Origin of the sequence: Yoonia sediminilitoris (assembly GCF_003058085.1) — a bacterium.
Lineage (GTDB): Bacteria > Pseudomonadota > Alphaproteobacteria > Rhodobacterales > Rhodobacteraceae > Yoonia > Yoonia sediminilitoris.
Map to the genome: position 1 here is coordinate 87,693 of NZ_QBUD01000014.1, position 20,108 is coordinate 107,800.

The window sequence follows — 20,108 nt, forward strand, 5'->3', positions numbered from 1 at the left end:
GATGCGTTGTTTTCTGGCGTTGATCGCCTTTCTATCCTGCCTGAGCGCGCCCGCCCATGCCCAATCTGCCGACGGATGCAGCAAATCACAAAGGCAGATGGCCGCGCATGCCGTTGGGGATGCCAATCAGATGACAATCATGGCAGCTGTGTCCATTGCCGACCACGAGCTATTTGCAAAATGGTTTGGCAGCTACAGCACCCCCAATGCCGAAACCGTGCGCGCCACGCTCAAATCCGCTGTGACCGCGATGCGGTCTGGCCGGGTCAGCGTGCAATGTGTGCCTGCGCAGGGGGATGGCTGCCAGGATGGTACAATTGCATGGGTTTCCAGACCGCAGGCTTTCGTGCTGAACCTCTGCCCGGGCTTTTTCGATCTGCCAATGCTTGATACAGCCACGCCGGACGGTGGCCCGCGCGGCGATTCCACGCAGGAAGGAACAGTCTTGCACGAAATGACGCATTTCCAGCAGGTCGGCCGGACCGAGGATTATTGCTACACCCGCAGGGTTTGCGCGGAAATGGCAACGGCCCGGCCCGGCAACGCGATCAGGAATGCGGACAGCTATCAGTATTTCGCAGAAGACATCATCTATTTGTCGCGACAGTCACAGCCGCCGGGCAAAACTGCGAAGTCAGGACCCTAGCGGCCTTCATTGCCGAAAAGATCGCGATCGATCGGTTGCTCGAGCATTTTTTCCGACTCTGGCAAACCTTCACGGCTGAGCAGGATCGCAAAGGGGCGCAATTGCGGCACGTGGCTGCACACAACCAGCAGCATCACCATTATCGGCACAGAAAGGAACATGCCCGGAATACCCCAAACTGCCCCCCAGAAGGCCAGCGAAAGGATAATCCCGAATGATGAGAGCCGCAGCGCGCGGCCCATTAGCATCGGATCAATCACGCTGCCGTTGATGAACTGGATGATGCCCGCGACAACAAAGATGAACAGCGTGATCGTGGCATCGCCGATCTGGACATGTGCCACTAGCGCGATCAGCCCCGTGGCGACAATTGACCCGATATTGGGGATAAAATTCAGCACGAATGTGATGATCCCGATCGCCGTGGCCAGCTCCAGCCCGAAGCTGCGCGCAAGCACATAAACCATTGCACCGGTTATGGCGCTGATCACCGTCTTGACCAGCAGATAGTAGTTCACCCGATGAATGATCGACTGAATGATCTTGCCCACCCGTTCTGCCTGCACGTCATCGGCGACGAAGTTTTTCAGCTTGGTCTGGAACCAGATCCGTTCTGCGAACAAAAATCCCACGAACAGTATGACAAGCACGGTCCCTTGGGTGATGTTTGTGGCCTGCGACGCGGCGGTACGCACATAGCTGGACACGTCGATTGACTGGAGCGCGTTGAGGATCGCCATTTGGCTGTCCGACCCCAACCATGAAAACAGCGACGCCACCGCAGATGGTGCGCGCTCGGTGTAGGACAGGGTGGTGACAAGCACGGTGTTCACCTGCGCCAGCAGGATCGATGTCAGGGTGATAAGCGCAAGTGCGATTAGCAAAAGTGCTGCGATACTGGCCAGGCGGTTGGGCACATGAAACGGGCCGATGCGGCGGCGTGCAATAAAGTTGATGACGTCGCTCGTCAGGCTGAAAAGGATAATCGCGGTTGCTAGCGAAATCAGAACAAACCGGGCCTGAACCAACAGGAAAAGGACAACGGCAAAGGCAATAATAACCAAAGCACCTGTTTGCAGGCGCGCCGCATCACTGCGTTTTTCGGGGGCGCTTGTGGTGGGCGGATCATGCAGCATGGGTCAATCAGTTCGTCTTTGTCCCCAACGCTTATAGGGGGAGCATCACTCAAGAGTAAACGGGACACACAAACATATGTACAGGGTCTTGCAAATGGTGCGCGGTTGAGGCTAAACCGCCTCCCAACGGACAGGTGGCCGAGTGGTCGAAGGCGCACGCCTGGAAAGTGTGTAGGCGGGAGACCGTCTCCAGGGTTCGAATCCCTGTCTGTCCGCCACTTACCCTCTGCAACCCGTTGATATGCAATTATTTTTGCGCTTATTGGGTGGCTATGTCCCCACTTTTGTCCCCTATTTGCATCCAATACAGCCCATAGGCACGCTACGTCATTATCCATCGCGATTGTATCGCACGCCATCATACCTCCGTCAGAGATCATGCAATTTATTCAAAAAATTGAGTTTGACAGATCGTCAATCATTAGGTCCATCTCAGGGCATTGGGTTGCTTTGGGCGGAAACTTGACCTGTTGTCCTGCCTAATGACCACTTCCCGCCACTGTCCTAGGCATCTCAACCACCGGCCGAGCCATTCCATCGTAAAGACTGACCTCACCCAGCCTAATCATCATTGTGTCGCTCAGCCGGTCCTGTCAGCGCATAGCCGACATACGTGACAAACCCTTACTTAGTAGTTCGCTCAAACGATGAGGCAGAATGGCTATTGGCCAACCGCGGCTATGATGCAGATTGGTTCCGAGAAGCCTTAGTAGACAGGTGCACAAGGCCCTGCATCCCGGGTCGAAAGTCCCGCAACAAGGTCGTCAGATACGATATACATATGGGCGTTGAGTAGCCCGACCCCGCGCGAAGCTTTGGCGGATGCACTTGATCTGAATGTCAACTTAAAAAGCGGGCGCGAACCGTCGATGTACAGCGACTTACGCACTGGTCCGGATCGAGTGCAGACGCCAGAGGAGGTCATCCGCACCAACGCTGCTAAGGACTGTGTCAGGTTGGCCGGGAACTGCCTTGCCCATGCGCATCGCCACGTGAGTGAAAAGGTACCGTCCAAATTCACACCCGCTCAGGACAGACTGTTCACCATGAAATCTAGCAAGTTTCAGGAAATAATGAAAAACGAAGACTTCTGGTGGTACTTCATCGCACGCATGGAGGCAGGACATCATGACATTGCAACAGCGGTTCTAGGATATGAACGGGATCACGCTAAGACATGCACGCTGTTTCGTGCTGCGCAATAAAGAAACGTTGAAGTTTCAACCCGCATAGATGGCAGATGGGGGTTCAAAGAAGTCTTTCAGTGCATCGGCCTCAAATGATCGTTTTGGGGAATATGACTAACGCTGCACGACCAAACAGCAGCGTTAGGTCAATGCAAGCAACGGCCAGGCGACATCTTCATCAAAACCGACTACACCTAACCTGAATGTCATCGTTCCGCTCAGCCGGACGTTTCAGCGCATACTCATTGCTCACTACGACACAGGTTTGTTCGGGTGACTTTACTTCTTCTCGTAGCCTTCGGGGATGATATTCTTCGCTTCATCATAGCCCTTGTCGTATCCGACTTGCTTGCCGACAATCCATCCTGTGAAGGCAAAAACTATCAACATGATGATGATGAAGTATGTCGGTATGTTTGTTTCCAGCATCTGATATCCTTTTAATTTGCATGGGTGACAATGTAGCTTGCCCGCTCATATATCTGGGGCAGGAATGTGTTGAACGCATCAAGGCGACGCCCCCCTTGCGCAACAGCAACAGGGAACATTTGATTAACGGCACCACGTGGCGCGTCTGGGTGCCCGAATACAGAGATGTTGTCATCACCGTTCAAGGCAAACCCACTGAGGCCGTCATCCATAAGGAACAAACGCATCCCAGTGTAATCGTCATAGACCGTCACCTGCTCACCAAACGGGCCAAGGCCTACTTTTACTTCTGAGATGATTTCCCTGAGGACGGCGGGGTCCTGGACTTCGCTGATGGGGCGGGCTTTTGACCCGTAACGCTTGATGACGGTTGCCTGTCGTCCTCTGAGAGTTTTTCCCCCAGCAGGTGCTCGGCGTACTCCTTTGGTGTCATTTGTTTGACCATCACATGGCCCCTTCGTTGCTGTGAACTTTGCTGGGTAAAAGCATCATTATTTCCAGTATAAGAAAACCCCTTTATTTTAAGGGCGTGGGTGGACTGATCATTAGGAACGGCCAGGCGGCCGCATGATCAGGACCTACCTTATACTCACCCAGACCGTCATCGTGCTGCTCAGCCGGACCTGTCTGCGCATGCGGCTGTTTTCTTGCCAACATAGATCATCAAAACAACAGAAGCGGGCATTCTACGATGATCAAAAGGATCATCATCAGGTTCCATTCTGCCCAGCCCAAAGCGTACATCCAGGTCAATGATGGCGTAGGGGTGCCCACCGACTGCAACTATTTTTGCAGGACGAAGATGAAGTATTACCCGCCGCGCGATTGCCGTACTTTAACAGGTAAAATGATCATAATCTTCTTTGAGTTTGTTATTTGATTGGGACATGGCAGTCGGTGTCTGACCCGAGACTGCATGCCCAATGGACACGCCCCATTTATCCTGACTAAATTTCGCGGCTTCTTGAGCAATCGTTGGGTAGGCTCGAGATGAGCGCCAATTATAAACACGGCTGCTCTCTGATGCGTTAAGCAGCAAGGGGTTGGTCAGTACGCGCTTAATCTTGCTTTCGCCTGCTCGTGCACGGTCGATTAGTGCCATTGAGTATGCTGGACGATCCGCTGGGGGCATACCGTAGTAGGTCTCGCAAAGACGCATGTGAAGATCAAAGAATTCGTCTTCGCGGCGGCGCTGTGAAGGGGATGTTCTTCGGTTCTCAGGTATTCCACCTCGAGACATGGCTTTGCGGCAGGTGGGGTTGCAGTATTTGGCAGTTGAGCGTTGAGCACAGAACGACGCCCCGCACTTTATGCAGGTTGTTGATTTGGTCATCTTGTTTCCTTGGCGGGCGGTGTTGGTCGCGCCTTAGCGTGACGGGACAATAAAGAAGGACTAGGCTGGGCGTAGCTTGAAGCTGTATCCGCCTAGTGCCTTGGCGATGACTTACTCATTTTTCATCTGCTCGATCTTTTCAGGCAGGGCGTTCAGGCAATCCATTGCACCCGGCTGAGGTTCACAGCCGTGATCAAACACGACACGGATCAACGCTTTCCTTCCCGTGGAATAACTGACGCCAGTCCATCTTGCCCTGCCGTCTCGTTCACCTTCCCGCTTTTGCAGTATCCATTGGATGCCATCACGGCAGATAATCACCCGCCAGCGGTCGTTAATCTTGGTAACAACCCTGTCGTAGTCATCAGTGCGTTCTCTTTGGGAAGTCATGCGCACTGACCTCCCGCACTTGGTCGGTCAAGCAACCAGTCTTCAACTACTTCGCTTGGCCAGCCTACGGCACGTATGCCGATACGTACCGGTCGTGGGAAACGACCGCCTGCCATCATGGCATAAATCGTTGAGGACGATAGGCCTGTGCGCTCTTTGACGTCAGGCATGCGGAGGATGATTTTGTTCATATCAATCTCTTTCTCACTAGGTGAGCACGAGATTGCCTACAGGAGCCGATACGGTCGTGGGACTTAATTCAGGGTACCTGATGTTGCTTCCGTTTCGACATCTTCGATCTCCTTCGTTTTGAAGATCAGCAGATAACAAATCGTAGCTTACGTCAGTGTCCGATTTTCGGGGGGTAGCTCACACTTTAATTCACAGTAGTCGCCTTGCCATGTGTCAAATCGGCTATGTGGATCGAAAACGGCAAAATCATGGTCGCATGTGAAGCTGGAAACTCTGAGCACCATTCTTTATAAATTATTCGCAATCTATGACTTCATCGATTGGATTGAATGCCAAGGGAACTGTTGCACCTAAACACCTTTGCCGCTTTGATCTTTTTCACAATAACCCGTTAGGATTACAAAAATGACTACGCATCCAACACGACGCCAAATTGTTAGACTAATATGTTTTGTTGTGGCTTTTATCAAGCCGACGGCCACATTGGCGCAACCCTCTATGAGTTATTTTGATGTGGAAGTTGATCGAGATCACAGCCTTAGAACATGCATGAACGCCGCAGAAGATGGGAATTACATTGGGAAAGACGGTAACTTTCATGTCTTTGTTTATGACGGACAGTTTTTCCGCATTGATATTAGGGCGCGCGCGATGGGCTGCTTCTCTTTTCGGCCGACAGGTCGACGTAATTAGAGTGGTCACTTTTAGGTGGGCTGTATCGGCGAAATATTGGTGATCTCTTACCAATGTGTTGCTTGAACGATGCTTCACCGTTTGAGTTGACTACCAAGGATAACTGTCGCACCCGCGCACCGCACCAAAGGGGCGGTGGGGGCGGGTGGGGTCTACCCACCCCGTATATTACAGAACCCACCCCGTGAACGACTGTAAGCTACGGCAGATCGTGACGGCTGTATCTGGCTGATGTTATTCCCCATTTGGCAGAGATGGCCACTGGCCGTTGCCCCCAGGCGCAGTTGTGTTGTTATGCACTGACCATGATAGGTTAAGTTTGCAGCTTGCCGTATGGCGGCTTCTTTAGTCATCATGGCCTTCAAATAGATCAATGTCTTCACAGCGCCGGATAGCCTTTTCGATGGATTTATTACTTGGAACAGTCAGTCCGGCTTCGCGGAAGGCTTCGGCGATGATTTCGCACGCTGTAGCGATTGTCGCGCTGTTTGATCTTGAAGGTGTTGGTTGATCATTCTTGCTAAGGTACAGGCCATACTTGCCGGTAATGGTGGCAGCCATCACTCGAAAAATAAGGTCTCGGACACCATTTTCGTTGCCATTCTTTCCACGCATATTGGGCACTGGAACCTGATACTTGTCTGCTCTTGTAAGCCACTCTTCCCAACCGATAGGCAGGGGTACGTTAGCTTCACGGTTGGTTTCCATGATATGCAGCATTAGATCAAAAGCAGCTTTGTCCTGCTCAGCCAGACGCATTAACAAACTTGCCGGTATGAAAGGCACCTCATAAGCGCCATTGATCATCTCGATACCAAGTTTTAGCTGTATCATGTCCCTTCGGTACCAATGCCCACCATTCTTGGTGAGCAACTCATCAAACCTTGGCGATAGGTGCACAAGAAAATCTTTTGCGTATGCGCGGGCTCCCTCAATATTGGGTGATTTCATCGCACCACCTCCAGCTTTGTGACCGGGCGTAGGTGGTGGTCTATGTACCTTGCCCAGGCATTCATCAGTTCATGCCTTTTTTCAAACAGGTCTGACCGCGCATAGGCCGCAACAGACTTGTTCTTGATCGTATGGGCTAACGCCTTTTCGACAACATCATGAGGAAAGGAGGTTTGTTCCTGTGCCCATGTACGAAACGAAGTACGAAACCCATGGACATCCACGTCATAGCCAAGGCTTTTGACCAGCTTTGACAGCGTCATGTCGGACATCGGTTTGCCTTCGCGTGAGCCAGGAAACACTAGATCACTGCCGTCTGCATATGCACGGGCTTCATTCAGAATAGCAACAGCACGCAGCGATAGTGGAACCCGGTGGTCTACGCCTGCTTTCATGCGGTCTGCCGGGACACACCATTCACCCTTATCAAAATCAATCTCAGACCATGTGGCAAGCCTGACTTCCCCTGACCTTGCGGCTGTCAGTATGAGAAATTCCAGCGCAAGTTTGGTCGTCTTCCCCGCACCGGATGCCACTACTGTTTCAACACACTCAGCCACATCAGCATAAGGCAATGCTTTGCGGTGCTTTGGACGCGCCCTTACCTTCGGCAATGCAGACTGAATTGCAGCAGATGGATCATCTTGCCGAAAACCCTGCGCCACGGCCCACTTCATGACGGTACCAATTCGCTGCTTCACCCTGCGGGCCGTTTCTTGCTTGGTTGTCCAGATGGGAAGTAGTGCAGCCAAGACGTCAGCCGCTGTGATGTCACTCACCGACATCGATCCCATTTTGGGGAAGGTGTATGTCTCTAATGTTGTGATGAACTGCGCCGCGTGTTTTTTGTTTTTCCAGGTCGGGCTGTGTATCCTGTGAACTTCTCGTGCAGCTGCTTCAAACGTTGGGACTGACCTTTGCTGTGCCTTTTCAGCAAGTGGATCAGCACCAGACCGGGCTAGCTGTCGATTTTCATAGGCCTTTGCCCTGGCGTCCGACAGAGAGACAAGCGAAGCAGAGCCAAGACCAACTTCGCGTTGACGGCCCTTGATGGTCAGCCGCTGCACCCACCGCTTTGAGCCAGACTTTTCAACGCGCAGGAACAATCCATTCTCGTCATAATACTTACCTGGTTCTGATACATTGCGTACGCGCAGAGCGTTTAAGCGTGCCTGAGGCATATCCTGTCCCCTATTCTGTCCCCTAAAATATACTGGAACATACTGGACAAACCAAGGCCTTACTGGACAATGAATAATGTTAAATCATTTTTATTAAACAGTTATTTGCAGATCATAGGGTTTCACTGGATAATCTAAAGGCGGACTGTCTGTCCGCCACATGCTCTTGAGAAATTGTTCTCTCGATCCGGCTGGAACCGGATTCTTGCGTTATAGTGCGGTGTTAAGCGGGTTGGGCAATTCACCAACAGATGTGCTTATCGGCCCAAATGCGTTCTCTCGCACTCATATTCTCTGAACCTGATGACTGCGCCGATTTAGTGAATTTCTTGTAAGGCACTGCCAGCGTTGGGTTTTTCTCAGTACAACCTAAACACTTCGACAACGGTCGCATTTGGGCAAGTGGAATCGACATCCAACTCTCGCAAGTTGAGGTTTTTCCAAGCGGCAGTGGTCCAGCAGTCCCTTGCCCAGCTCAGAGGGCGGAAAGCAGACCTTCGCTGCGTTAGCGAGCTCAACACATGGTCTGGTCGAGGGCCGACATTCAATCGAATGAGAATTCTAAGCGTCCATTGCATTGTAGCGGGGCAGCATTCAGCGCAGAGTACTTGGGTCTTCGAATTGCTCGAAGGGTGGCGAGGCGTGCTTTGTGGACAGAACAGACAGAAGAAGCCTTTAGGAAACCCTAACTATCTCACTCCTCCTCTTTGACGAGATGAATCGTCCTGGTCGGGAAGGCGAAGCTCACTCCGACCTGCTTGGCAAGATCAACGATGTCGGCAACAAGTGCAGACCGAACTGCAACTTGGTCGTCGTAGTTGGACACGAAGACAAAACACCGGCATTCAATCTCTATCGCGGACTGTCCAAAGTCTTTTAGCCCTACGTAGCAGTCGTTGGCGTCAGCACTCGGGTGCCGGGAAATGACACCCCGCACGTCTTCTACAAACTGCTCTAGGAGCGGGCGCTGTGTGTCGTAGGTCAGTCCAATGGAAAGGTCGATACGGCGACGTGCGCGCAATCCCCAGTTCACAATGACCTGATCGCTCAATTGCGCGTTTGGGATGATCATTACCGTGTCGTCTAGCCGTTTTAGGCGCGTCGACCTTATGCCAACTGTCTCAACCGTTGCGAGTTGACCGTCCGTTTCGATCAGATCGCCACGCCGGAAGGGCCGGTCGGTCAGCAGGAGTATGCCGCCGAGCACGTTGGACACTGTCTCCCGCGCTGCGAATGCCAGTGCGAGGCCGCCGACACCCAACCCGCCCAGAACGCCTTCGTAGGGAAGATTGATGATTTCGGCCAGAAGAAGCAGACCAACCGTCAGCAAAGCCAGCTTGATGATGCCGATCGCCATCGCGGTTACGATCTCATCGGCATAGCTCACGGTCGACTCCGCTCTGCGCTGAAGGACGGCTCCTAATATGCCAGTCGTGCGGATTGCGAACCAGGTCGCGCCGATAACCGCCGTCACGGAGGCGAGCGTGTGCAGCACTGCGAGCGGCGTCTCGATAATACCAGTGACACCAAAGCCCCAAACAAGGATCAGACTTCCCGAAGTCAGCCTTGCCGCCTGAACCAACGCGTCACCCTGAGGCGTCATAGTCTCGGCTGCTCCGTTGTCGTCGCCGCCGTCTCCGTCGTCGGTTTTGGTCCGTGCCTTTGGAACCAGCAAACCGAGCAATGCAACGACAATGGCAGCCACTCCAACCATCACAAGGATCGCAAGCCATTGCCAGTTTTCTATAATCACAACACGGTTCAGAAGGGCGGGCGACATATCCCGGATACGCTCTCGCAGAGAGAAGTACTGTGTCAGCGGGTCGCTCTGTGGGATGCCTTCGGCCATCGGAAGGTTCTGCATGGCCAAATAAAGCGCAGGCAAATTGCGAAGTGTTTCTGCATCGAAAGCCCATTGGTTGGGCGCATCTTCATTCTCCGTCGTCATGCGCGTGATGACGATGTCGCCAAGAGGATGCGCATAGTGGACATAGGGCGTTGTCCGATTTGGGTTGTTGGGAATCTCTTGAAGAAAGATGAAGCCAGCGCGGTCCAGAACATTCTTCAGGTAGTCCGCCAGCAACGGACCTTCGGCCCTGTGCAAGTGGTCCGGCAGCATGGACAGGTCCAGCGTCGACAAGACGTCGTCCCGTCCCGGTCCCTCCCAATCTTGAACGCCGAAGAGAAACCGCTCCATGACGCCGCGCGGGGAATGCTCCATGGCGGCCTTGGCTGCAGCAACATTGGGCTGCCCAAGTGCGTTGAGATAGCGCCTGATGGTCGCGGACAGCGTTTCGGCGTCCTCCACAATCAGTCTCCAACCGCTATCGTCCGCCTGAACGAAGCGCAAGTCATAGGATGCCTCGGTCCCATCTTGCCCAATTGTGAACATGGCGGTGTCGGCTTCGGGACGCGCAGGCGCGTCGTAGACCCGGAATGTCGACAGATCCATAATGTCCCAAAGCATAGCTTGGCGATGGCGCAACGTATTTGCTGGCGCATCATCGCCTTCGAATACCAGAAGCGTCCGGGCAAAGCGTAGGGCCTCCACATCCCCGCCGACCAGAAAATCGCTCAGCGACGCTACGATCGATTGCAGCGTTTCCCGCGGGGAGGCGTCGCCCGTGATCAAGCGCTGAACTGCCGCGTCAGATCGGCGTCCGTTCCACCACTCGCCGGTGTCGAAGCGCCCGGTGAAACTCTGCCCATCGTTTGAGAGCGCGAAGATCAGGCCTCCGCTGACGTCACCTTCAATCCAAAGCCCGCGCAGGACGTGGCCATCAACCTGCCCCTCGATCCGGCCTCCGCTGGGCTCATACGTTCCGGTAACAGTATTGCCGTCCGCCTTTAGCTCAATGACCGCCGCTCCGTCGCGCCAGAATGTATCCCAGCGCCCCGACCAGTCGGGGGACGCCTGAGCGAGTGCAGCAATCATGGTTATCAGCAAAAAAATCCAGGCTAGGATGAGAGCGTAGACAAGGCGAATTGGCCCACCTGGATTTGCGCGGTTGCTGTCCTGCTTGATCAGGGCGGTCATGACGTTTTGTGTATCCTTGTCGTTGCAACGGACAGTTGAGGTGAGCGTGTCGGAGTGCGTCACCGGACAAATCCGGTGGGAGGGATGACGCGAGCATTTGTAACCTGTTCAAACGCATACGCCATCCCCAACACGTCCCCATCGCCAAGATATGGGCCAACAAAGGTTACGCCGAAGGGGATTCCTTCGCTGTTGACTCCGTCCGGGACCGTTACAGCAGGATGCCCCGCGGTTGGATAGACCCCGGAAAGGTTGTTCCCTATGCCGACGATGGCGTCCACGTCATGTTCTGAAAGAAGATCATCAAGATACGCAGCAGCAGCAGATCTGAGTTGCAGAGCGCCTGCGCGATAGTCCTCTGCCGTGACAGTGCTTTCGGATGATGCTTCGAGGTACTGTTGCCCATATGGCTGATAGACCTCGGGGTTTTCGGTATTGAACCGGACGATATCAGCAACGCTTGTCGCTTTAGAACCCGCAAAATGCGTTCCCAAGTAATCATTCAGGTCAATTTGAAAGCTGGGGACAAGAAGCGCTTGCAGCGGGAACCTTGGTGCGTTTCTGGGGTCAAGAATGACGAGTTCGGCCCCCTCACCCTATACAGTAACGGACACATCCTCCGACGATGCACGTAGCTGACAAATGACCATTGTGAAGGCGCACCAACGAAGCTTTGGGCTGCGATCAAAGCTTGTGCTTTTCGCTGTCTTTATTGCGACTACATCTTTGTTGGTAAGCTGGCTTATAGCATCATTCATTAGCGGCAACGCCTTACGGCATTCCGCTTTTGAAAGATTAACTGCAGTCAGAGAGCTAAAAGCGGAAGAATTGGAGAATTATTTCTCGATCATTCGGTCCCAGCTGGTGAGCTTGGCTCGAAACCCTCTAATAGCAATGCAAATAACAGAGCTGGAAACCGCCTTCGCATCGGCAGAAGAAAACCCGCTCTACGCAGCGCTTATGCAGGACGATTTCAGCCAGCTTCGCTCTTTCTACTCTGAGGAGTATCTTTCTAGACTTGATGATCTGACTCAAACCACGCCGCTATTGGAGAGATATTGGCCGGAAGATCCGCGAACACTCCTACTTCAACACCAATATATTGCGGACAACCCAAATAATGTTGGATCAAAACATTTGCTAAGTAGTGTTCAAGATGGCTCACGCTATGACGCAGTCCATGACGAGATTCATCCCTACCTTTCCAGCATTCAACAGGAATTCGGATTCTACGACATCTTTCTCATCGATAGGAACGGCACGATTGTCTATTCCGTATTCAAGGAAACGGACTTTGCGACATCCTTGATTAGTGGGCCCTACTCGAGCAGCAATCTTGCGACAGTCACTTTGAGCGCATTGAACTCCGACTTAAGCGCTGAGCCGGTGATCGAAGACTATGCTCCCTATTTGCCCTCATACGGCGCTCAGGCCGCCTTCATGGCAGCTCCGATCTTTCTCGGAGAAGCAGTTGTTGGTGCTATTGCCGTTCAATTGCCTTCCAGCCGAATTGATTCTCTCATGACCAACTTTGGCTTGTGGAGTGACGTGGGCCTTGGACAGACTGGTGAAACCTACGTTATTGGTCATGATCTGCTGATGCGTAATGAGTCTCGGTTTTATATCGAGGGCAAAACAAATTTTTTGGAGGAGATTGCGGAGGCTGGTGGGGGTCAGGAAACCATTGCTGAGATCGATAGATTTGGTTCGGTAATTGGTAGGTTGGCTGTCCAAACAGAGCCCGGTCTTGCAGCTGTTTCTGGCATCACCGGCGAAAGTGAAGCGAACGATTATCGTGGAGTTCGTGTTCTCTCATCTTACAGACCTCTGGCAATACCCGGTTTAGACTGGGCAATACTAAGCGAAATTGATGAAGCGGAAGCACTGGCGGGTGTTCGCGACTCCGCAGTTGCGCTCGGGCGGATACCACCACCGATGAACAAGAAGACCTGAGGTAAAGCAAGACAATGAATATCGAGATAGAAACCAAAGAGTTTGCGGGGATCACTGTCGTCTATCTATCTGGCCAACTGGTCAGCACGACCCATGGTGAAGTCTCTGATCGTTTGGTCAAGATGGTGGAGGGCGGTGTGGAAAAGATGCTTTTGAACCTTAGAGGGCTAGAATATATCACTAGTGCCGGTTTGCGCAGTATCTTGGTTCCAGCAAAGTTGCTGAAAGGGCGCGGCGGTCAGTTGAGAATGTGTGAGGCAAACGAGACGGTTTCGGACATCTTGAAGACTTCTGGCTTCGTCGATCTCATTCAGCTTCACGAGAGTGAGGCCGAAGCCGTATCAGCTTTTCATTGACGACAAACCAGACGGCCTATTTTAGGACCTCTGGCGAGCTTCTTCGAAATCGGCCAGCTCACGGATTGAAAATCCTCGTGTCGGTGGTTCGATTCCGCCCCCGGGAACCATATATATTAAAAAATATACACAAACAGATGCTTACATGATGTATGCGCTTTTCGTTCCCCAATTATTCCCCAATTTCCATTAGGCTCTCGAATACCAATATCGCCTTATGACCTTCACGTAGTGTAGTGCGACCACCATATACCCAATCACCGAGTTCAAAGAGTTCTGGCTGATAAACGCGGCACTGAGATGAACAGAATCAGGTGCGAGTGCCGGACCGCCCCTGAACAAAGCAGGGCTGGCGTTACCGAAGTCCTGACCCTAGAGAACAGAAGACAGACAAGCATCGCGCGATGTGGCAAAATAACACCAAAGCATCGGAGACAACATGACTGCCGCGCCTCACCTTTTTCAGCCCCTGCAGCTGCGTAGCCTCGAGACACGCAACCGCGTCGTGATCTCGCCTATGTGCCAATATTCCGCGCACGAGGGGCATATGGATGAATGGCATCTGGTACACTTGGGGCGTTTCGCCATCGGAGGCGCCGGTATTGTCTTTACAGAAGCAACAGCAGTTCAAAAATGCGGTCGGATCACGCACGGATGTCCAGGTCTGTGGACCGACAGCCAAATACCCGGGCATGCACGGGTCGCACAATTTGCGCTGCGCAATGGTGCCATACCTGCGATCCAGTTGGGTCATGCGGGCCGCAAGGGCGGCATGCAGCGGCCGTGGTTCGGAAACGGCCCTCTGAACCAAGAAGATATAGAGCGCGGCGATATGCCGTGGACGCCAGTCGGAGCATCCGCCTTGCCTATTGCTGAAGGCTGGCCCGTCCCGCACGAACTTTCAGAAACCGAGATTGGCTCCCTTATCGACGATTATGCGTCTGCCGCGCGGCGCGCCCTTGCCGCTGGCTACAAGATTGCGGAAATTCACGGCGCACATGGGTATCTTATCCATAGTTTTCTGTCGCCTATCTCCAACCAACGCTCTGACAAATATGGCGGTGATCTATCTGGGCGGATGAGGCTGGCACTAGAGGTTGCGCAACGAGTGCGTTCCACCTGGCCAAGTGAATTGCCGCTGTTCTTCCGCACATCCGCAGTTGATGGCCCGCCTGAAGGATGGTCGCTGGACGACACTGTCGTGCTCGCGCAAGAACTCAAACAGATTGGGGTTGATGTCATCGACTGTTCGTCCGGCGGTATTAGTGGTGCCGCAACTGCGAGTAGCGGACAGAAGCGTCAGCCTGGCTTCCAAGTCGGTTATGCAGAGCGGGTTCGCAGGGAGGCCAATATAACGACTGTGGCCGTCGGACTCATCACCCACCCGGAACAAGCTGAGGACATTCTTGCCAAAGGCCAAGCTGATCTGGTTGCACTCGGCCGGGAAGCGCTTGTCGATCCCATGTGGGCGCTGCATGCAGCGCAAACTCTTGGCCATGACACTCTATTTGAAACTTGGCCCCAACAGTCAGGCTGGTGGTTGGCTGGGCGGCAGCAGACCTCTGACTTCTATCAACCGAAGTAGGTTCTCTATGCCACGTCGATACTCTGCCTTCCGAGGCTCGACAAATGCCAGCGATCTGCCGTGGTCACCTCTAGGTACCCATGAAGCCAAGCAGGAGTGCACTGGGCGATGATGAAGCGATTTCTTCGATACCGAACGCGGCCGAATTGGGGACATATTTTTGACCTCGTAGATGACGAATACCGCTCATACGCGGATGGCACGATAAGACGGTTCCGACATCGCCGACACCCTGATGGAAGCAAGACGCGTGAGTTTGTTGGCTCACGTAAGCCGACCAACGCAGACTGGGCAGCTTTCTATCAGGTGATGGACCGATATGAGGCCTGGTGCTGGACGACTGAATCATTTTTGCCCGTCATGGATGGCAATAGCTGGAGCTTGCGCGTCGTAGGCGGTGATCGAGAAGTCAGGATTACTGGCGGCTTTGGCTTCCCTCCCGGCTTTATCGAGGTCTCAGATGCAATCCACACGCTAGTACATGGCACTGAGGGCCAATTGTTGGAAGAATAAGAAGTCATCTTTTCAGTGCACAAACCCCAGTCTTTCTTATAGTGCTCGGCGCATGTAACCGATGCGTTGGTCCTTGAATGCAATAACTCGAAAGTCCACGATGTCGTTGTTGCTAGATGGTTGCCAAGTCCATACCACAGAACTTCAAGAACTGCCGGTGGTGTCCAAAGCGGCGCAAGTGGATTTTGTCTGACAGTGCCTAAAGCAATCTTAATCTGACAGTGCCCCATCGCTTTTGGAATGCGTAGGGTTCGGAGTTTTCAAGTGCTTTTCAGCCGCATCAAGACATCCAGACCCTGCTGATTGAGCCAGTGCAGCATGTCAATGAATATCCAATTTTCGGAAAGCTTGTCGCCGTCACGCCGGTAGATATCTACCACGCGCATTTCAGAGGGACTGCTTGCTGGTAGTCCCATAAAGCCGCCTGCATTGGTCACGGTCAGGTTCGCCCACCCAAAGAAACCGCCAAATTCGCCTTCCGCGATACGGCAGATATGCCCGTTGTAGATGCGGTCTTTGATGTAGGTCCGGAAAGGCATCTGATGTTGATCGATATAGCGGTCAATCGTGTAGGTTGCCCCGATCCCAGCGGGCCCCCACCAAATCATGTCGTCATGCCAGCATTGGGCGAGTTCTTCTTGGCGGGTCTGATACTTCTCGTGGGCATTGATGTCGCCAATCATGCGATTGATCAAGCCAAGGGTCTGACTGCCTTGGGCTGGTTCGGAATCGTGGTAAAGTAACCCGTCATGCGTCATCGGACCCGGTTGTACGAGGTGTGCCCCGGTTTGTGGCGGTAGGGGATATTGTCCCGCTTGCATCATGAGGTGCAAGAGATCGACAAACAGCGACGTCTCGACGATCTTGCCGCCTTCAACCCGGTGAAATTCTGCATAGCGCAGCATTGCGATCCGCGCGGTTGGTTTGATCCCAATAAAAGGTGCATCAAAGAGGCCCATCAGATGACCCATTGAGCAGACCCATGTGCTTGACTGGTTGTCGCAATCGTTCAGTCCAGCAAAGAATATGTCCTCGCGCCGTTGGAAGCGGGAGAAAGCTTGCAACAACGGTTCGTAAAAAACTTCGGCAACCGCTGCAGCCCCATGTTGCTCATGAAACGGGTGCATCCCGCGCCAGTGCCAGTTCCGCGCGGTATTCTTCGCCAATGCAGCCGAGATATCGCCCGGGCCTGCTGCTTTGAGGTCAGCGTGATGGGCACGGACGACGCGCTTGGCATCTTGAAATGTAGTCACGTTATTATCCTTTGACGGCACCGGCCGTCAGCCCTGAAACAATCTGGCGTTGGAAGAACATGATCATCACGAACAGTGGAGCAGTAATCGAGACCACGGCGGCAACCGCAAACATGACGTTCCCCTTAGTCTGGGTCGTGCCCAAGAAGGACGCGAGCTTTGGCACCATTGTCTGGTTTTCCTTGCTGAGCAGCATCGATGTTACGGCAAAGTCGTTATAAGCCAGCAGAAAGCTGAACAGACCTGTTGTGATAACACCTGGCCACATAACAGGGATGATCACATGGCGAAATGCCTGAAATCGGGTGCAGCCGTCAACCATTGCGGATTCATCCAGATCCTTTGGGATGTTCTTGAAGAAGGAATGCAGCATCCACAGTGTGAATGGCTGATTGATCGCGACTAGTACGATAATCGTAGTGCTCAGGTGCCCCCAAAGATTCCACTCGAAGAATGGTAGCAAATATCCAGAGACCAGAATGATCGGTGGCGTTGCGCGGAAGATCAAGGCAAACAAAAGAAGCCAAAAGGCATATCGGTACGGCGAGCGTGACAACGCGTAAGCTGCCAAGGTGCCGCACGTTAAAGAGATCGTGACGACGCAGACGCAAACAATCGCTGTGTTGAGCGCCGCCCGCCAGAATTCCTCCTGAATCCATGCGCCATAGTATCCCGCGCCAGTATATGATCCGCCCGTTTCAGATTGTGTCAGCGTGCCAAAAATTGAATTGGCCCAGTCTGCCTTTGAGAAGAAATCCCCCTCTACTTTGAAAGACCCCCAAAGCGTCCATAAGAACGGAAAGGCGGCCAGGATCAGCCAAAGCATCAAAAAGCTGGTGGCGAGGAACTTGACCGTGAGCGGGCGGCGGGCGGCTATAGACATGGCGTTCCCTTACTTCTGCGTGCCGAAGTCGCGCCACGTCCGAACAAGGACGGGCGACAACAAGATGGCGACAAAGACGATAGTTAAAACGGATGTAGCCGCGGCTGATGACAACAAGCGCGTCTCCCCTCCAAGATCAGTGAAAATCGCGATAGACAGCGATCGCGCATGTGCCTGCGCTTGAAACGAGATGATGGGTTCAAACACTCTGAAGTTATCCATCAATTGGATCAGCGCGATGAAGATGGTCAGCGGTGCTAAATGAGGAATGATGACGTATCTAATCCGTTCCCACCGGCTAGCGCCGTCGATCATGGCCGCTTCGAGCGTATCTTGGTTTACGGTCTGCAGGCCCGCATAATAAACGATGAAGGCAAATGGGATCGAACTCCACGTGCCGTACACCATCAGCATAATCCACATAAGCGGGGTGGAGGCTTTCACCGACAGTGAAGGGTCGTTTGCCAGCCATTGTAGCGCTGTGCCAAGAATCCCCCGGGCGTCCACCATCCAAAACAGGATTAGCGCGCCGACAAGCGGGGTGACAATCATCGGCAAGAGCGAGAAAAAGATCGTTGGCCCACGCAGCGACCGCGCTACAGAGTTAATGGCGATTGCAACTGCGAAGCCCAAAATGATCGTCATCGGCGTCACGATTGCGGTGTAAACCAATGTGAAAGCCAAGGCGCCGTAGAACGGCAGGTTCATGAGCGTATTCCAGAACTCACGGAAACTGTTGGTACTGCCCCATGCGCTGGCCACTTCTGATACCGCGAGGTGGTTGCGGTCTTTATAGATGTCCAAGCCCGCAAATTTACCCAACGGCTCTGCGTCGCGCAGGGCTTGGGTTGCGACTTGGTCAACGGATTGGGCCTCGGTGCAGCCAAAGGGGCCGCAGTTCTCGACGGTAATGATGACCTGCTCGTGTTGAGTATAAAGCGATTGCGTGACGACCGAAACGATGGGTAACGCAATGAACGAAAGCATCAGGATGACCGATGGCAATACGAACCAAAAGAAGGATTTGTGCTTCATCGTAATCTCGGCCCCGGCTTTCTAAATGATAAAGGGAAATGGGGAGCACGGGGCCAAGGAAAGCCCCGTGCCAGAAGCAAGGTTTATTGCAGGAACCCCTGTTCAGTCGCAGCCGCAGTATAGGCTGCTTCGACGTCTGCCAATGTCTGCTCGGCACTTTCATTGCCTTGCAGGAAGTCGGCAAGGTTATCACCCAGCGCCGAGTGTAGCAGGCCCTGGAAGGGAACCATCGGATAGGGTGTTGATCCCGCGGCGACCGAAGCCAAAACGCCTTCATTCACTGGTTGGGCCTCAAAGCCGTCCATCAGCCAGACTGCTTGCGACATTGTTTCGTCGTTCAGCAGGGCAGGCGATGTTGCGTGGGCCAGTGCCTGGAACGTCGTCGCAGCGTCTTCGTCGCTGATGTTCTTGGCTACGGTCCAGCCATCCCACCATAGTGTCGTGGCGGGCACGCCGCTGTCGCCGACTGTCAGCGGTCCGCCCACGACGGTATTTTCATACACCTCAGGTGCGGAACCTTCATCGTCCATCAGAACACCTATCCGGCTCCCCCACATGTTCATCAATGCCACGTTGCCAGCTTCCCACTCGGCAGAAGTCGCGTTGCTGTCATGTGTCAAGTAGTCAGGGTTCATGTAGGCAGTTAAAGCTTTCATCATTTCCAACGCTTCAACACCTTGCGCGTTGTTGATCGTGACGTTGGCCGTGCCCGGCTCAAAGAATTGACCGCCGGTGCCGATATACATGTTGGTGAATTCCTGGGCGAGGTTCCAACCCGCTGCATAAGCACCGCCAACAGGGTATTCCATGATGCCGTCTGCGCGGATTTTCGCGGCAGCAGCAAGGACTTCTTCATATGACGTCGGAACGTCCAGACCAGCTTGTTCCAGCACGTCCTTGCGGTACACGAGGTGCTGCGCATTCGCCATGAACGCGACAGCCATGATCTGACCATTCACGGTGATTAACTGCTGGCTTGGAATGTCGGCACCGTATTCGGCAACCAGAGCGTCCAGCGGCTGGATAACATCTTCGTTGATCAGGGCAACAATAGAAGAGTTGGCAACGATAGCTGACGTATACTCGGCCGGATTGCCTGTCATACCCGCAACGTTCAGTGTCTGGTGATCCGCTGTGAGGTTTGATGCGGTCTCGGCACTGGCAGCGCACTCGAGCGCCAAAGCAGCGACGGATTGGATCGCTGGGAACTCATTGCCAATGATGCTGATCCGTCCGGCATCCATCGCGCACCCGTGGCCGCCAGCTATCGCGGTCGTGCTTGCCACGGCCGTAATCGCGGTGCTTAGCAGTGCAGTCTTAATCATGTTCATTCGAAAGAACCTCCCGGTTTTGCG

Annotated in this window: 19 protein-coding genes, 1 tRNA gene and 1 pseudogene; 7 read left to right on the forward strand and 14 right to left on the reverse strand. The window is 53.4% G+C overall.

Annotated elements, in window-relative coordinates; translation table 11 throughout:
* The first annotated feature begins 1 nt into the window (after nucleotide 1).
* A complete protein-coding gene (locus C8N45_RS19295; RefSeq protein WP_168769528.1) occupies nucleotides 2-646 on the forward strand; it encodes a M35 family metallo-endopeptidase in 645 nt (214 codons plus the stop codon).
* On the opposite strand, the gene C8N45_RS19300 is transcribed toward C8N45_RS19295, so the two are convergent.
* Nucleotides 643-1,782 (reverse strand): AI-2E family transporter, encoded by a 1,140-nt coding sequence (locus tag C8N45_RS19300; RefSeq protein WP_108388005.1) that lies wholly within the window; start codon nucleotides 1,780-1,782, stop codon nucleotides 643-645. The two genes, C8N45_RS19295 and C8N45_RS19300, sit on opposite strands and share 4 nt — an antisense overlap.
* A 128-nt stretch (nucleotides 1,783-1,910) precedes the next feature.
* Between C8N45_RS19300 and C8N45_RS19305 the strand changes: the two genes are divergently transcribed.
* From C8N45_RS19305 to C8N45_RS19315, 3 genes and pseudogenes are all read left to right on the forward strand, one after another.
* A tRNA-Ser gene (locus tag C8N45_RS19305) sits at nucleotides 1,911-2,000 on the forward strand.
* 431 nt (nucleotides 2,001-2,431) lie between these two features.
* Nucleotides 2,432-2,557, forward strand: a pseudogene (locus C8N45_RS19310) (IS5/IS1182 family transposase); the annotation flags it as partial.
* Between the two features lie 13 nt (nucleotides 2,558-2,570).
* Entirely contained in the window at nucleotides 2,571-2,987 is a 417-nt protein-coding gene (locus tag C8N45_RS19315) for a hypothetical protein (RefSeq protein WP_133176016.1), read from the forward strand.
* A gap of 261 nt (nucleotides 2,988-3,248) precedes the next feature.
* On the opposite strand, the gene C8N45_RS23320 is transcribed toward C8N45_RS19315, so the two are convergent.
* The 9 genes from C8N45_RS23320 to C8N45_RS19355 form a co-directional block, all read right to left on the reverse strand.
* The gene (locus tag C8N45_RS23320; protein WP_168769529.1) at nucleotides 3,249-3,398 is read right to left on the reverse strand and encodes a hypothetical protein; all 150 of its coding nucleotides are present in this window, start codon (nucleotides 3,396-3,398) and stop codon (nucleotides 3,249-3,251) included.
* Nucleotides 3,399-3,409: 11 nt separating this feature from the next.
* Nucleotides 3,410-3,652 carry a hypothetical protein gene (locus C8N45_RS19320; RefSeq protein ID WP_114427863.1) on the reverse strand — a complete coding sequence of 81 codons (243 nt, stop codon included), beginning with the start codon at nucleotides 3,650-3,652 and terminating at the stop codon, nucleotides 3,410-3,412.
* Between the two features lie 581 nt (nucleotides 3,653-4,233).
* Nucleotides 4,234-4,731 carry a hypothetical protein gene (locus C8N45_RS23035; protein WP_133176017.1) on the reverse strand — a complete coding sequence of 166 codons (498 nt, stop codon included), beginning with the start codon at nucleotides 4,729-4,731 and terminating at the stop codon, nucleotides 4,234-4,236.
* A 111-nt stretch (nucleotides 4,732-4,842) separates the two neighbouring features.
* Nucleotides 4,843-5,127, reverse strand: a complete 285-nt coding sequence (locus tag C8N45_RS19330; protein WP_133176018.1) for a hypothetical protein — start codon at nucleotides 5,125-5,127, stop codon at nucleotides 4,843-4,845.
* Entirely contained in the window at nucleotides 5,118-5,312 is a 195-nt protein-coding gene (locus C8N45_RS19335; RefSeq protein WP_108388015.1) for a helix-turn-helix transcriptional regulator, read from the reverse strand. Before C8N45_RS19335 ends, C8N45_RS19330 begins: the two co-directional genes overlap by 10 nt.
* Nucleotides 5,313-6,351: 1,039 nt before the next feature.
* Nucleotides 6,352-6,957 carry a hypothetical protein gene (locus C8N45_RS19340; RefSeq protein WP_108388017.1) on the reverse strand — a complete coding sequence of 202 codons (606 nt, stop codon included), beginning with the start codon at nucleotides 6,955-6,957 and terminating at the stop codon, nucleotides 6,352-6,354.
* The gene (locus C8N45_RS19345) at nucleotides 6,954-8,138 is read right to left on the reverse strand and encodes a tyrosine-type recombinase/integrase (protein ID WP_108388019.1); all 1,185 of its coding nucleotides are present in this window, start codon (nucleotides 8,136-8,138) and stop codon (nucleotides 6,954-6,956) included. The genes C8N45_RS19340 and C8N45_RS19345 overlap by 4 nt, the downstream gene beginning before the upstream one ends.
* 694 nt (nucleotides 8,139-8,832) lie before the next feature.
* A complete protein-coding gene (locus tag C8N45_RS19350) occupies nucleotides 8,833-11,175 on the reverse strand; it encodes a mechanosensitive ion channel family protein (protein ID WP_108388021.1) in 2,343 nt (780 codons plus the stop codon).
* 59 nt (nucleotides 11,176-11,234) lie between these two features.
* Nucleotides 11,235-11,669, reverse strand: a complete 435-nt coding sequence (locus C8N45_RS19355; protein WP_108388023.1) for an amidase — start codon at nucleotides 11,667-11,669, stop codon at nucleotides 11,235-11,237.
* A gap of 148 nt (nucleotides 11,670-11,817) precedes the next feature.
* Here C8N45_RS19355 and C8N45_RS19360 point away from each other — a divergent pair, with 148 nt between their 5' ends.
* The 3 genes from C8N45_RS19360 to C8N45_RS19370 all read left to right on the forward strand — a co-directional run bounded on the left by C8N45_RS19360 (nucleotide 11,818) and on the right by C8N45_RS19370 (nucleotide 15,069).
* The gene (locus C8N45_RS19360) at nucleotides 11,818-13,128 is read left to right on the forward strand and encodes a cache domain-containing protein (protein ID WP_108388025.1); all 1,311 of its coding nucleotides are present in this window, start codon (nucleotides 11,818-11,820) and stop codon (nucleotides 13,126-13,128) included.
* A gap of 14 nt (nucleotides 13,129-13,142) precedes the next feature.
* Nucleotides 13,143-13,484: an STAS domain-containing protein gene (locus tag C8N45_RS19365; RefSeq protein WP_108388028.1), complete on the forward strand. Its 342-nt coding sequence runs from the start codon at nucleotides 13,143-13,145 to the stop codon at nucleotides 13,482-13,484.
* A 439-nt stretch (nucleotides 13,485-13,923) separates the two neighbouring features.
* On the forward strand, nucleotides 13,924-15,069 hold the full coding sequence (locus C8N45_RS19370; RefSeq protein ID WP_108388030.1) for an NADH:flavin oxidoreductase/NADH oxidase: 1,146 nt from the start codon (nucleotides 13,924-13,926) through the stop codon (nucleotides 15,067-15,069).
* Nucleotides 15,070-15,842: 773 nt separating this feature from the next.
* Here C8N45_RS19370 and C8N45_RS19380 read toward each other — a convergent pair.
* From C8N45_RS19380 to C8N45_RS19395, 4 genes are all read right to left on the reverse strand, one after another.
* A complete protein-coding gene (locus C8N45_RS19380) occupies nucleotides 15,843-16,835 on the reverse strand; it encodes a nuclear transport factor 2 family protein (RefSeq protein ID WP_108388034.1) in 993 nt (330 codons plus the stop codon).
* Between the two features lie 4 nt (nucleotides 16,836-16,839).
* Nucleotides 16,840-17,718, reverse strand: a complete 879-nt coding sequence (locus tag C8N45_RS19385) for a carbohydrate ABC transporter permease (protein ID WP_108388036.1) — start codon at nucleotides 17,716-17,718, stop codon at nucleotides 16,840-16,842.
* Between the two features lie 9 nt (nucleotides 17,719-17,727).
* Nucleotides 17,728-18,753, reverse strand: coding sequence for a carbohydrate ABC transporter permease (locus C8N45_RS19390; RefSeq protein WP_108388038.1), 1,026 nt, complete (start codon nucleotides 18,751-18,753; stop codon nucleotides 17,728-17,730).
* A gap of 83 nt (nucleotides 18,754-18,836) precedes the next feature.
* Complete coding sequence (locus C8N45_RS19395; RefSeq protein ID WP_108388040.1) at nucleotides 18,837-20,084, reverse strand: ABC transporter substrate-binding protein; 1,248 nt, start codon at nucleotides 20,082-20,084, stop codon at nucleotides 18,837-18,839.
* Between the last annotated feature and the right edge of the window lie 24 nt (nucleotides 20,085-20,108).

Bases quoted from the DNA above. Each gene is read 5' to 3' on its own strand.
- C8N45_RS19300 (WP_108388005.1), bottom strand. From the start codon at position 1,782: ATGCTGCATGATCCGCCCACCACAAGCGCCCCCGAAAAACGCAGTGAT.
- C8N45_RS19385 (WP_108388036.1), bottom strand. From the start codon at position 17,718: ATGTCTATAGCCGCCCGCCGCCCGCTCACGGTCAAGTTCCTCGCCACC.
- C8N45_RS19370 (WP_108388030.1), top strand. From the start codon at position 13,924: ATGACTGCCGCGCCTCACCTTTTTCAGCCCCTGCAGCTGCGTAGCCTC.
- C8N45_RS23320 (WP_168769529.1), bottom strand. From the start codon at position 3,398: ATGCTGGAAACAAACATACCGACATACTTCATCATCATCATGTTGATA.
- C8N45_RS19335 (WP_108388015.1), bottom strand. From the start codon at position 5,312: ATGAACAAAATCATCCTCCGCATGCCTGACGTCAAAGAGCGCACAGGC.
- C8N45_RS19360 (WP_108388025.1), top strand. From the start codon at position 11,818: ATGACCATTGTGAAGGCGCACCAACGAAGCTTTGGGCTGCGATCAAAG.
- C8N45_RS19395 (WP_108388040.1), bottom strand. From the start codon at position 20,084: ATGAACATGATTAAGACTGCACTGCTAAGCACCGCGATTACGGCCGTG.
- C8N45_RS19295 (WP_168769528.1), top strand. From the start codon at position 2: ATGCGTTGTTTTCTGGCGTTGATCGCCTTTCTATCCTGCCTGAGCGCG.
- C8N45_RS19390 (WP_108388038.1), bottom strand. From the start codon at position 18,753: ATGAAGCACAAATCCTTCTTTTGGTTCGTATTGCCATCGGTCATCCTG.
- C8N45_RS23035 (WP_133176017.1), bottom strand. From the start codon at position 4,731: ATGACCAAATCAACAACCTGCATAAAGTGCGGGGCGTCGTTCTGTGCT.
- C8N45_RS19350 (WP_108388021.1), bottom strand. From the start codon at position 11,175: ATGACCGCCCTGATCAAGCAGGACAGCAACCGCGCAAATCCAGGTGGG.
- C8N45_RS19365 (WP_108388028.1), top strand. From the start codon at position 13,143: ATGAATATCGAGATAGAAACCAAAGAGTTTGCGGGGATCACTGTCGTC.
- C8N45_RS19345 (WP_108388019.1), bottom strand. From the start codon at position 8,138: ATGCCTCAGGCACGCTTAAACGCTCTGCGCGTACGCAATGTATCAGAA.
- C8N45_RS19340 (WP_108388017.1), bottom strand. From the start codon at position 6,957: ATGAAATCACCCAATATTGAGGGAGCCCGCGCATACGCAAAAGATTTT.